The following is an 11,738-nucleotide window of genomic DNA, read 5'->3' on the forward strand; positions in this document are numbered from 1 at the left end:
AATGGTTTATACTACCATCGCGTTCGCGCTGTTCGCCGCGGTCACGTTGGCGTTCAGCCTGGGGGTTGTCCTGGCGCGCGACGTGTTCCACGCCGCGCTGCTTCTGGGTGGTGCCCTGACGAGCGTCGCGGTGCACTACGTGATGTTACAGGCGGAGTTCATCGCCGCCATGCAGATCCTCGTCTACGTAGGCGGGGTTCTGATACTCGTCACGTTCGCCGTGATGCTCACGCGATCGGACGACACGGACGACCTGGAGGTGAGTAGCGGATGACCGAGGACACCGGCGGGAGTCGGGTCCTTCCTGCGGCGGCCGTCGCCCTCCTGTTCGGCGTGATGGCCGCGACGTTCCTCGGGGCCGAGTTCGGGGAGTTCGCGACGTTCGAGGGCGAGTCCGTCATCCACAACATCGGGTACGCCCTGTTCAACCTCACCGGCTACGAGGTGTCGACGATTCCCTCGGAAGGGTTCCTCGCGGCGTTCCTGATCGTCGCGGTCGCGCTCGATGTCGCGGTCGACGGGGCGATCTACCTCGCGAAACGCGAGGAGGACGGCTCCATCGTCGCCGCGGTTGGCGGGGCGTTCACCGACGGGGGTGAGCGGTAATGGTGCCGCCGGAGTGGTACCTGCTGCTCGCCGCTGGCGTGTTCTGTATCGGGCTATTTGGCGTGCTCACGCGGCGTGACGCGCTGTATTTCCTGATGAGCGTCGAGCTCATGATGAACGCGGCGAACATCAACTTCGTCGCGTTCGCGCTGTACTACGGTGACCTCACCGGGCAAGTGTTCGCGCTGTTTGTCATCGCGCTGGCTGCCGCGGAGGTCGCCATCGGGATCGGCATCATTCTGGTGTTGTACCGCAACTTCGGGGACACGGACGTCACGGTTCCAACGGAGATGAGGTGGTAAGATGGTGGACGCGTTCGCGTACGTTCCGGCCATCGTCCTGCTCCCGTTCTTCTCGTTCCTTGTCGCCCTCGGGGCCGGCAGGTATCTTCCGAAAGGTGGCGCGTTCGGCGGCATCGCGGCGACCGCGGGCTCGTTCCTGCTGTCGCTGTGGGTGCTCGCGACCGTCGCCGGCGGCCGGGCGTACAACGAAACGATCTACACGTGGGCGGGCGAGGGTGGTGTCGGACCGACCGACATCGAACTCACCTTCGGCCTGCTGATCGACCCGCTGTCGGCGCTTATGCTCGTCATCGTGACGCTCGTCGCGCTCCTCGTTCACGTGTTCTCCCTCGGTTATATGAACGACGAGGGCGAGACGGGTCTCCCCCGCTACTACGCCGGACTCGGCCTCTTTACGGCCTCGATGCTCGGGTTCGTCGTCGCCGATAACCTGCTGATGGCGTTCATGTTCTTCGAGCTCGTCGGCCTCTGTTCGTACCTCCTCATCGGGTTCCACTTCCGCGAAGCGGGGCCGCCGTCGGCGGCGAAGAAGGCCTTCTTGGTCACCCGGTTCGGCGACTACTTCTTCCTCGTCGGCGTCGTCGCGGTGCTGGCGACGTTCGGAACTGCCCAGTTCGCGGGCGAGGGGTCGTTCCCCGTCCTCGCCGAACAGGCGCTCACCGGCGCTGGCGAAGTCGCGTGGGTGCCGGGCGGACTCGAACTCGGCACGTGGTTCACGATAATCGGGCTGCTCGTGCTCGGCGGGGTCGTCGGGAAGTCCGCACAGTTCCCGCTGCACACTTGGCTGCCCGACGCGATGGAGGGTCCGACGCCGGTCTCCGCGCTCATCCACGCGGCGACGATGGTCGCGGCTGGCGTCTACCTCGTCGCGCGGATGTTCGGCTTCTACGCGCTCACTCCGACGACGCTCGCCGTCATCGCGTTCGTCGGTGGGTTCACCGCGTTGTTCGCGGCGACGATGGGCGTCGTGAAAGACGAACTGAAGCAGGTGCTCGCGTACTCGACTATCTCACAGTACGGGTACATGATGCTCGCGCTCGGCGCGGGCTCGTACGTCGCTGCGACGTTCCACCTGATGACTCACGCCTTCTTCAAGGCGCTGCTGTTCCTCGGTGCCGGCTCGGTGATCATCGCGATGCACCACAACGAGAACATGTGGGACATGGGCGGACTAAAAGACCGGATGCCCGTCACCTACTGGACGTTCCTCGCCGGGTCGCTCGCCCTGGCGGGGATCTTCCCGTTCGCCGGCTTCTGGTCGAAAGACGAGATCCTCTACGAGGCGTTCATCCACGGCCTCAACGATCCGCTGCTGCTCGGCGGTTGGATAATGGGGCTGCTCGCGGTACCGATCACCGCCTTCTACACCTTCCGGATGGTGTTCCTGACGTTCCACGGCGAGCCGCGGACCGATCTGGCCCGTGACCCCGAACCCGTCCGCTGGAACGTGAAGGGGCCGCTCACGGTGCTCGGCTCGTTGGCGGTCGTCGCCGGCTTCGTCAACATGGTGCCGGTTCAGAAGCTGCTCGGCCTCGGCGGGATCGACTTCCTCACGCAATGGCTCGACAACGAGTTCGGCGGCATCGACGGCGTCGGCTACTCGGCGTACAACGATCTGCTCGCGACGTACGGCGGCTACGAGGCCGAAACGCTCGCCGGGCTGAGCGAGGAGCTGACGTTGCTCGTCGCCGCCGGACTCTCGCTCGGTCTCGCCGTGGCCGGCGTGCTCGTGGCGTGGCGGCTGTACAACGTCGCATCGCCGACGGAACACACGGCAACGCTCGGCGGTGTCAAAGACGTGCTGTACAACAACTACTACCTCGACGAACTGCAGGTATGGCTCGCGTATCGGACGGAAGACACCGCGGGCGGCGCGGACACCTTCGATCAGGGGATCATCGACGGCGTCGTCAACGGCGTCTCGTCTGTCGCGCTCGCGGCCGGCCAGCGCGTTCGCCGGATACAGACCGGCGTCGTCACGCACTACGCCGCGATGCTGACGCTCGGGCTGCTCGCGTTGCTTGTCGCTCTCGGGGTTAGTGGGGGGTGGTTCCTGTGATACTCGAAGCGCTCATCGGATTCACGTTCGTCGCCGCGCTCGCCGTGTTGGTCGCACCCGACGAGTGGGCTGGTCGGCTCGCGTTCGGGCTCAGTATCGTTCCGTTCGTCGGAAGCCTCTACCTCTGGTCGGCGTTCGACGCCGGTGGCAACGCGCTCACGGGCGGCACCATCGCGTTCGAGTCGCGGATCGAATGGCTCGAGGTCGGCGGCCGCTCGGTCTCGTGGTTCGTCGGGCTGGACGGTATCAGCCTACCGCTCGTCGTGCTCACGACGTTCCTCGTGCCGCTAGCGATCGTCAGCGCGTGGACCCCGATCGACAGCCGACAGAGCCAGTTTTACGGGCTCATGCTGTTCATGGAGGCGAACCTCCTCGGCGTGTTCACTGCGCTGGACTTCTTCCTCTGGTTCGTCTTCTGGGAGGCGGTGCTCGTGCCGATGTACTTCCTCATCGGCGTGTGGGGCGGCCCGCGCCGGAAGTACGCCGCGATCAAGTTCTTCGTGTACACGAACGCGGCGTCGCTGGTGATGTTCATCGGCTTCATGTCGCTCGTGTTCGCGCTCGGGGACGGGGTGAGCTCCTTCGGGCTCCCGGAGATCACCCAGGCGATCGCGGCCGGGGAACTGGGGACATGGTTCGGGATCGCGCCGGGGACGCTCGCGATGGTCGCGTTCCTCGCGATGTTCGCCGGCTTCGCGGTGAAGGTCCCGATCGTCCCGGTACACACGTGGCTGCCTGACGCCCACGTCGAGGCACCAACACCGGTCTCCGTGCTGCTGGCCGGCGTCCTCCTGAAGATGGGGACATACGCGCTGTTGCGGTTCAACTTTACGATGCTGCCGGAGCAGGCGTCCGCACTCGCGATCCCGATCGCGGCGATCGCCGTGATCAGCGTTATCTACGGCGCAATGCTCGCGTTGGCACAGAAGGACCTCAAGCGTATCGTCGCGTACTCCTCCGTCTCGTCGATGGGGTACGTCATCCTCGGGCTCGTCGTGTTCACCGAGTACGGCGTCGGCGGCGCGACGTTCCAGATGGTCGCACACGGCCTCATCTCGGGGCTGATGTTCATGGCGGTCGGCGTCATCTACAACGCGACACACACCCGGATGGTCGGCGATATGGCCGGGATGGCGGACCGGATGCCGATCACCGTCGGCATCCTCGTCGCCGGCGCGTTCGGCTACATGGGACTGCCGCTGATGGCCGGATTCGCCGGAGAGTTCTTCATCTTCGTCGGCGCGTTCGGTGCGCCGTCGCTCCCGTACGCGCCGCTGTTCACGGCGCTGGCGATGTTCGGCATCGTGATCGTCGCGGGCTACCTGCTTGCGGCGATGCAGAAGACGCTGTTCGGGCCGTTCCGGCTCGAAACCGACTACGAGGTCGGGCGTGCGCCGGTCCACGACGTCGCGCCGCTCGCGGTGCTCCTCGCGGCGATCATCGTGCTCGGCGTCGCCCCCGACCTGTTCTTCGAGATGATCCGTGATGCTGCCGTCCCGGTCGTCGAGGGGGTGAGCGTCGATGTCTAGTCACACGCCGCTCTGGTTCGCGCTCGCGCCGACCCTGATCCTCGGCGTTACCGGACTGGCGCTGTTGTTGGTCGACACGGTCCGTCCGAACACGCGGTCGAACACGGCCTCGGCGGTCGTGAGCACGCTCGCCGCGCTCGCCGCGCTCGCCGTGACGGTCTGGTTCGTCGGTGCGGGGACCGGCGACGCGAGCACCGGCGGCGCGATCTACCTGCTCGCGGACGCGATCAAGGTCGACACGATGGCCCTGTTCTTCACGGCGATCTTCGCGTCCGTGACGGCGCTGGTCGTCGTCGCCGCCCACGACTACTTCGACGGCCACGACAGTCCGGCGGCGTTCTACTCGCTCACCGTCTTCGCGGCGACGGGGATGTCGCTGCTGGCGGTCGCGAACTCGCTCGCGGTCGTGTTCGTCGCCCTCGAGATGGTGTCGCTCCCGTCGTACGCGCTGGTCGCGTACCTCAAGAAGAACCGCGGCAGCGTCGAGGCGGGGCTGAAGTACTTCCTCGTCGGCGCGCTGTCGTCGGCGGTCTTCGTCTTCGGTATCTCCCTGGTGTACGCCGCGACCGGCTCGCTGATCTTCGCGGACGTGGCCGCCGAGATCGCGACGCTCGACGGGCTCGCCGGCGTTGCCGGTATCGGGATCGCGATGATCATCGGCGGCGTCGCGTTCAAGACCGCGTCGGTGCCGTTCCACTTCTGGGCACCCGAGGCGTACGAAGGCGCGCCCGCACCGGTGAGCGCGTTCCTCTCGTCGGCATCGAAGGCCGCCGGATTCGTGGTCGCGTTCCGCGTGTTCACCGAAGCGTTCCCCATCGGCGCGTCACTGGTGGCCGACGTCAACTGGGTGCTCGCGTTCGGCGTGCTGGCCGCGGTGACGATGACGATCGGGAACTTCGCGGCGGCCGTCCAGGAGAACGTCAAGCGGATGTTGGCGTACTCCTCGATCGGCCACGCCGGCTACGCGCTCATCGGGCTCGGCGCGCTCTCCGGGAGCGCTGCCGGTAACAGCGCCGTGATGGGCGCGGCGATGGCCCACCTGCTCGTGTACGGGTTCATGAACACCGGTGCGTTCCTGTTCGTCGCGATGGCGGAGCGCTGGGGCGTCGGCCGGACGTTCGAGGACTACGCGGGACTCGCTCGCCGCGCGCCGATCGCATGTACCGCGATGGCCGTGTTCATGTTCTCGCTCGCGGGGCTCCCGCCGTTCGCCGGGTTCTTCTCGAAGTACTTCCTGTTCATGGGAGCGATCGACAACGGGTTCGTCTGGCTCGCGGCGCTCGGCGCGATCAACAGCGTGATCTCGCTGTACTACTACAGTCGCGTGGTCAAGGCGATGTTCCTCGACGATCCCGCGTCGTCGAGCGCGCTCGACGCGGTCGACAGCCGGCCAACGGCGCTGTATGCCGCGGTCGTCTTCGCCGCCGTAGCGACCGTCCTGTTGTTGCCCGGCTTCGGGCCCGTCGTCGAGACGGCCGAGGCCGCGGCCTCCGCGCTGTTCTAGCCGCGGACGACGCGTGCTGCGGGGACTTCCCCCGTTCACGGCGTTCTTCCCCCGTCGGATCGCTTCCCTGCCGCCGTCCACAGGTATTACCCGGCGCGTCGCGTACGGATGCCATGAGCAGTCGGCAGTACCGCTGTCTGAGCTGTCTCGAACACACGCTCACCCGCTCGTTCAACGCCGCACATCTCTCGGTGACGTGCCCGAACTGTGGCTCGTTCGAGCGGTTCGTCAACGAAGACGTGTATCAGCAGTACGAGTCGTTCGAGGCGTCCCCACCGGCGGAGATCGACTGGGAGCAGCTGGATCGTGTCGAGAAGTTCGTCGTCTGCGAGCGACTCGTCAGATCGACGAAGACGCTCGCGGACTTCGAGGTCGTCGGACCGGAAGTGGAGGGGTAGGCGTTATCTGGCGTAGAGGGGGCCACCGACGAGTGCCGGGAGGGAGACGCCGCTCGCCGGCGTGACGGCGACGTACGGGTGATCGACGGGGCCGAACACGTCGACGACGCGGCCGACCCGCGAGAGCGACTCGTCGACGACTCCCGCGCCGATATCGGGCGGGTCCTCGCCGACACTCCCCCGGGCGATCGCGAGCCCGCCGGCGGTTCGGACGACGGTTCCGACGCGGCGCATCGTCACTCGCGAAGGATCCCGATGTAGGCGGCGACGGCCTGCACGAGGTCGTTCTTGCTGGTGTCCTCGGTTCCCGTCACGACGACCGCGCCGCGGGGTTCGTACTCCCGGGAGTACGTCTTCTCGCGTTCGATCACCGCGTCGTAGCCGACCTGCTGTACCGCCTTCGCGATCTCGTCCACCGTCGGCTCCTCGACCGCGAGGTCCATCGGGACGCGACGCCCCTCCGACCGTGAGCGGTCGGCGTCGAAGTACGCGGGATAGACGACGTTCTCGACCATATCGGAACCGCGAGCGGACGCGGTAAGGTCGTTTCGACTCCCGTCGGGCCGCCGGTCGATCACCCGGCCCGGAACTCGAACCGGGCACCGCCGCCCTCGCCGGTCGTTGCGCGGGGCTCCCAGCCGTGTGCCTCCGCGATCCGACGGACGATCGCCAGCCCGAGTCCGGTCCCGTCCTCGTCGGTGGTGTACCCCGTTTCGAAGACGTGGTCGGGATCCTCCGTGAACCCGTGACCGTCGTCTTCGACGTAGAACCCGAGGTCTTCTGCCCCTTCACCGCTGCCCAGCGACCCAATACGTACGGTAACCGTCGGATCGGACCGTTCGGCACCGTCCGGCGAGCCGTCTCCCGCGCCGTCACCGGACCCCGCCCGACTACCAGTCGAGCCGTGTTCCACGCTGTCACCGGACTGTGTCCGGTTGCTCGTGGAACCGTGTTCCACGCTGTTCCGAAACAGGTTCTCGAGCAGTTCCCGGGTTCGTGTCGCGTCCGCGTCGAGCCGGACATCGGCCTCGACGTCGAGTGCCGCATCGCCGGTGTCGACGCTCCTCCATGCGTCACGCGCCACCGACGCGATCGAGATCGGCTCGACTTCGCCGACGACCTCACCCTTCCGGGCCAGCGAGAGTAGGTCCCCGACGAGCCGGTCCATCCGGGTCAGCGCATCGGCGGCGTGGTCGAGGTGATCCGGGTCCCCGGTGTCGCGTGCTAGGTCGACGTACCCCTCGGCGACCGAAAGCGGGTTCCGGAGGTCGTGCGAGACGATGGACGAGAACTCCTCGAGCCGCTCGTTCTGCCGACGGAGGGTCGCCTCGCGCTCGCGTCGCTCAGTGACGTCGGTATAGATGGCGTAGCCGGCGACGTTCTCCGCGTCGAGGTGGATCGGGATGACGTGGAGGATGAAGTGGCGCTCGCCGTCGGCGGTTCGGCGCGTCACCTCCCGTCTGACGTTCTCCCCGCGACGGAGCTTCGCGTTGAGCTCGTCCGCCTCCGACCGCTCCGACTCGGTTTCGGGGACGATGTACTCGTCGATCGGTTCCCCGACGACCGTCTCCTCGTCGTAGCCGAACGTCTCCTCGAAGGCGGGGTTGACCCGGCGGAACCGGGGGCCGCCATCGGTGAAATCGTAGGCCACCGCCGGGTCCGGGACGTTCTCGAACAGGGCGAGCAGCCGGTCACGCTCCGCTCTAAGCTCCGTGTCGGCGCGGAGCCGTTCGAGCGTCTCCTCGAGGTGGGAGGCGAGCAGCTCCACGAGCCGCTTGTCGCCCGCGTCGAACCCCGTGTCGTCGCCGGTCGACACCTGGAGCACCGCGTCGTCGCCAACGGGGACGGTGATCTGTCTGCCGTCCCCCTCTCGTGCGGGAGTGACAACCGACTCCGATCGGTCCAGCGCGATTCCGGCCGATCCGCGGCCGACACGGACGCGCCGGCAGTCGTCGAGGTCCACGTTCGATGAGACGGCGACCGGCTCGATCCACCCGTCGTCGAGGACGCCTACGCCGACGTGGTACTCCGGGAACACCTCGTCGGCGATCGCGGCCGTCGTTCGATACGCCTCCTCGACGGATCGGACGGTGGCGAGCCGAGCCGTCTCGTTCTGTAGCCGCTCGATCCGCGATGGTTCCTCCGAGGGGGTGTCACGGATCGACGTGTCCTCACGGGCGAGCAGCCACGCTACGTGACCGTCGACGGCGGTCGGGTCGGTTGCGATCGCGTCGACGGTCGGGTCCGTCGCGAACGAGCCGATCGGGTCGTCGACGAGTGCGACGACCGGCCGTGTCGGATCGACCTCCTGTACCCGATCGAGACCGTCGCGGTCGGTGACGACGAACGCGTCGGCCGCAGCCGGATCGGCGGGTCCTCGATCCGCACCAGTCGACCCGTCGGATCTCCCCGTGTCCGCCGCGTCGCCGGGCCACCGCGACGGCGTCCCGTCCGCTCCCAGGGCGACGACGGTCGGTCCGTCCGGGGTCGTAGGCACCACTATGGGACGGTGTATCTCGCTTCCGGTTATAAACGTTCCTCCCGCGGTCGGTTGCGGGCGTTCCCGCGCCCGACGTTCCCGCGTCCGACGTTCCCGCGTCCGATGTTCCCGCGTCCGATGTTCCCGCGGCGACGTCCCTTCGCGGGCACCCCGGAACCCTTTTGGAGCAACACGGGCCAGAACATGGTAATGAGCGATCTCGAAGCGGAGTACCGTCTCGACTACTTCGAGGAGGAGGGGTTCGTCCGCACGGAATGTGACTCCTGTGGCGCCCACTTCTGGAGCCGGGATCACGACCGCGAGCTGTGTGGGGAGCCGCCGTGTGCCGATTACAGCTTCATCGACGACCCGGGGTTCCCCGAGTCGTACACGCTGTCGGAAATGCGGGAAGCGTTCCTCTCCTTTTTCGAATCGAACGGCCACGAACGGATCGATCCGTACCCGGTCGCTGCGAACCGGTGGCGCGACGACGTACTGTTAACACAGGCCTCCATCTACGACTTCCAGCCGCTCGTCACCTCGGGTAAGACCCCCCCACCGGCGAACCCCCTTACCATCTCACAGCCCTGTATCCGGATGCAGGACATCGACAACGTCGGGAAGACGGGGCGGCACACGATGGCGTTCGAGATGATGGCACACCACGCGTTCAACACGCGCGAGGACGCCGAAGACGACTACGCCTACGAGGGCGAGGTGTACTGGAAAGACGAGACGGTTCGGTACTGCGACGAGCTGTTCGAGAGCCTCGGTGCCGATCTCTCCGAGATAACCTACATCGAGGACCCCTGGGTCGGCGGCGGCAACGCCGGGCCCGCCATCGAGGTTATATATAAAGGCGCGGAGCTCGCGACGCTCGTCTTCATGTGTATGGAACAGGACCCGGACGGCGAGTACGAGATGAAAGACGGGAACACGTACTCGTTCATGGACACGTACATCGTCGACACCGGCTACGGTCTGGAGCGATGGACGTGGATGAGCCAGGGGACCGCGACGGTGTACGAGGCCGTCTACCCGGATGCGATCGAGTTCCTCAAGGAGAACGCCGGGATCGAGCACACCGAGACGGAGCGGGAGCTGATCCACCGTGCCGCGAAGCTCTCCGGCCGGCTCGACATCGACGATGTCGACGACGTGGAGGCCGCTCGTGGCGATATCGCTGACAAACTCGACGTCGACGTCGATCGCCTCCGCGAGCTCGTCGAGCCGTTGGAGAGCATCTACGCGATCGCCGACCACTCCCGCACGCTGGCGTACATGTTCGGTGACGGGATCGTCCCCTCGAACGTCGGAACCGGGTACCTCGCGCGGATGGTGCTCCGCCGGACGAAACGGCTCGTCGACGAGGTCGGCGTGGACGCGCCCCTCGACGAGCTCGTCGATATGCAGGCCGAGCGGCTCGGCTACGAGAACCGCGATACCATCCGCGAGATCGTCCGCACGGAGGAACGGAAGTACCACAAGACGCTGGAACGCGGCTCGCGGAAGGTGGAGGCGCTCGCGGACGAGTACGCCGGCACTGGCGAGCCGATCCCGACCGGCGAACTGCTGGAGCTGTACGACTCTCACGGGATCCAGCCGGACATGGTCGCGGATATCGCCGCCGAGCGCGGGGCCGACGTGGACGTCCCCGACGACTTCTACGCGCTCGTCGCCGACCGCCACGAGGAGTCGGACGACGGCGGCGAGGGGACGGAGCGCGACGACCGCCTCGCCGACCTCCCGGAGACGGAGAAGCTGTTCTACGACGACCAGGGTCGCACGGAGTTCGAGGCCGTCGTCCTCGACGTGTTCGAGCGCGAAGAGGGGTACGACGTCGTGTTGGACCAGACGATGTTCTACCCCGAAGGCGGCGGCCAACCGGCCGACCGCGGCTCGTTTACGGGCGGCGAGACGACCGTGGACGTGGTAGACGTCCAGGAGGTCGGCGGGATCGTCCTCCATCGCACCGACGCGGATCCCGGAAAAGGGGAGTTCGTCCGCGGGCAGGTCGACGGCGAGCGACGGGACCGCCTGCGAGCGCACCACACCGCCACACACCTGATCGGGCACGCGGCCCGAGAGGTGCTCGGCGATCACGTTCGACAAGCCGGCGCACAGAAGGGACTCGACTCCTCCCGCCTTGACATCCGTCACTACGAGCGGATCTCTCGCGAGGAGGTGAAAGCGATCGAGCGACTCGCCAACGAGCTCGTCCGCGAGAACGTCCCGGTGCGCCAGGAGTGGCCCCATCGGCACGAAGCGGAGGCCGAGCACGGGTTCGACCTGTATCAGGGAGGTGTCCCGCCGGGAACGAACATCCGCCTGATCCACGTCGGCGACGCGGACGTCCAGGCGTGTGCCGGCACTCACGTCGACCGCACCGGCGACATCGGCGCGGTGAAGGTGTTGAAGACGGAACCGGTTCAGGACGGCGTCGAGCGGATCGTGTTCGCCGCTGGGGACGCGGCCGTCGAGTCGACACAGCGGACGGAGGACGCGTTGTACGACGCCGCGGCGGTGCTCGATGTCGACCCGCTCGACGTCCCCGAGACGGCGGAGCGGTTCTTCGAGGAGTGGAAGGCCCGCGGCAAGGAGATCGAGTCGCTGAAGGCGTCGCTCGCGGAGGCGCGAGCCACCGGTGGTGACGACGCCGAGACGGTCGAGATCGGCGATTTCACGGCCGTGATACAGCGGATCAACGGCGACGCGGACGAGCTCCGCGCGACGGCGAACGCCCACGTGGAAGACGGTAACGTCGCCGTCGTCGGCAGCGGTGCCGGCGGGTCGGCGAGTGTCGTCGTCTACGTCCCCGAGGGCGTCGACGTCGACGCGGGTCAGGTCGTCTCCGAGCTCGC

General features: G+C 67.0%; 11 protein-coding genes. 8 read left to right on the forward strand and 3 right to left on the reverse strand.

Annotation, left to right across the window (positions count from 1 at the left end):
* The first annotated feature begins 1 nt into the window (after position 1).
* From ACFQEU_RS00715 to ACFQEU_RS00745, 7 genes are all read left to right on the forward strand, one after another.
* Complete coding sequence (locus tag ACFQEU_RS00715; protein WP_379778249.1) at positions 2–274, forward strand: NADH-quinone oxidoreductase subunit J; 273 nt, start codon at positions 2–4, stop codon at positions 272–274.
* Positions 271–606, forward strand: a complete 336-nt coding sequence (locus ACFQEU_RS00720; RefSeq protein WP_379778251.1) for a hypothetical protein — start codon at positions 271–273, stop codon at positions 604–606. Before ACFQEU_RS00715 ends, ACFQEU_RS00720 begins: the two co-directional genes overlap by 4 nt.
* Positions 606–908 (forward strand): NADH-quinone oxidoreductase subunit NuoK, encoded by a 303-nt coding sequence (gene nuoK, locus ACFQEU_RS00725; RefSeq protein ID WP_209482702.1) that lies wholly within the window; start codon positions 606–608, stop codon positions 906–908. Before ACFQEU_RS00720 ends, nuoK begins: the two co-directional genes overlap by 1 nt.
* Before the next feature lies 1 nt (position 909).
* A complete protein-coding gene (gene nuoL / locus ACFQEU_RS00730; RefSeq protein WP_379778253.1) occupies positions 910–2,967 on the forward strand; it encodes an NADH-quinone oxidoreductase subunit L in 2,058 nt (685 codons plus the stop codon).
* Positions 2,964–4,496, forward strand: coding sequence for a complex I subunit 4 family protein (locus tag ACFQEU_RS00735; RefSeq protein WP_379778255.1), 1,533 nt, complete (start codon positions 2,964–2,966; stop codon positions 4,494–4,496). Before nuoL ends, ACFQEU_RS00735 begins: the two co-directional genes overlap by 4 nt.
* Positions 4,489–6,000: an NADH-quinone oxidoreductase subunit N gene (locus ACFQEU_RS00740; RefSeq protein ID WP_379778257.1), complete on the forward strand. Its 1,512-nt coding sequence runs from the start codon at positions 4,489–4,491 to the stop codon at positions 5,998–6,000. Before ACFQEU_RS00735 ends, ACFQEU_RS00740 begins: the two co-directional genes overlap by 8 nt.
* Before the next feature lie 113 nt (positions 6,001–6,113).
* Positions 6,114–6,398 (forward strand): hypothetical protein, encoded by a 285-nt coding sequence (locus tag ACFQEU_RS00745; RefSeq protein ID WP_379778258.1) that lies wholly within the window; start codon positions 6,114–6,116, stop codon positions 6,396–6,398.
* Between the two features lie 3 nt (positions 6,399–6,401).
* Here the strand turns inward: ACFQEU_RS00745 and ACFQEU_RS00750 are convergent, their stop codons facing one another.
* From ACFQEU_RS00750 to ACFQEU_RS00760, 3 genes are read right to left on the reverse strand one after another with little or no spacing between them, the layout of a single operon-like run.
* Positions 6,402–6,632 carry an H/ACA ribonucleoprotein complex subunit GAR1 gene (locus tag ACFQEU_RS00750; protein ID WP_379778260.1) on the reverse strand — a complete coding sequence of 77 codons (231 nt, stop codon included), beginning with the start codon at positions 6,630–6,632 and terminating at the stop codon, positions 6,402–6,404.
* 2 nt (positions 6,633–6,634) lie between these two features.
* Positions 6,635–6,913: a signal recognition particle subunit SRP19 gene (srp19, locus tag ACFQEU_RS00755; RefSeq protein ID WP_379778262.1), complete on the reverse strand. Its 279-nt coding sequence runs from the start codon at positions 6,911–6,913 to the stop codon at positions 6,635–6,637.
* Between the two features lie 59 nt (positions 6,914–6,972).
* Positions 6,973–8,859: a PAS domain-containing sensor histidine kinase gene (locus ACFQEU_RS00760; protein ID WP_379778267.1), complete on the reverse strand. Its 1,887-nt coding sequence runs from the start codon at positions 8,857–8,859 to the stop codon at positions 6,973–6,975.
* Between the two features lie 228 nt (positions 8,860–9,087).
* Here ACFQEU_RS00760 and alaS point away from each other — a divergent pair.
* A partial coding sequence (alaS, locus tag ACFQEU_RS00765) for an alanine--tRNA ligase (RefSeq protein WP_379778264.1) occupies positions 9,088–11,738 on the forward strand: 2,651 nt, incomplete at its 3' end.

Origin of the sequence: Halorubrum tibetense, assembly GCF_042661865.1 — an archaeon.
GTDB lineage: Archaea > Halobacteriota > Halobacteria > Halobacteriales > Haloferacaceae > Halorubrum > Halorubrum tibetense.

Excerpts from the sequence above, each read along its gene's own strand:
- ACFQEU_RS00715 (WP_379778249.1), top strand. The coding sequence starts at position 2 with ATGGTTTATACTACCATCGCGTTCGCGCTGTTCGCCGCGGTCACGTTG.
- ACFQEU_RS00720 (WP_379778251.1), top strand. The coding sequence starts at position 271 with ATGACCGAGGACACCGGCGGGAGTCGGGTCCTTCCTGCGGCGGCCGTC.
- nuoK (WP_209482702.1), top strand. The coding sequence starts at position 606 with ATGGTGCCGCCGGAGTGGTACCTGCTGCTCGCCGCTGGCGTGTTCTGT.
- nuoL (WP_379778253.1), top strand. The coding sequence starts at position 910 with ATGGTGGACGCGTTCGCGTACGTTCCGGCCATCGTCCTGCTCCCGTTC.
- ACFQEU_RS00740 (WP_379778257.1), top strand. The coding sequence starts at position 4,489 with ATGTCTAGTCACACGCCGCTCTGGTTCGCGCTCGCGCCGACCCTGATC.
- ACFQEU_RS00745 (WP_379778258.1), top strand. The coding sequence starts at position 6,114 with ATGAGCAGTCGGCAGTACCGCTGTCTGAGCTGTCTCGAACACACGCTC.
- ACFQEU_RS00750 (WP_379778260.1), bottom strand. The coding sequence starts at position 6,632 with ATGCGCCGCGTCGGAACCGTCGTCCGAACCGCCGGCGGGCTCGCGATC.
- srp19 (WP_379778262.1), bottom strand. The coding sequence starts at position 6,913 with ATGGTCGAGAACGTCGTCTATCCCGCGTACTTCGACGCCGACCGCTCA.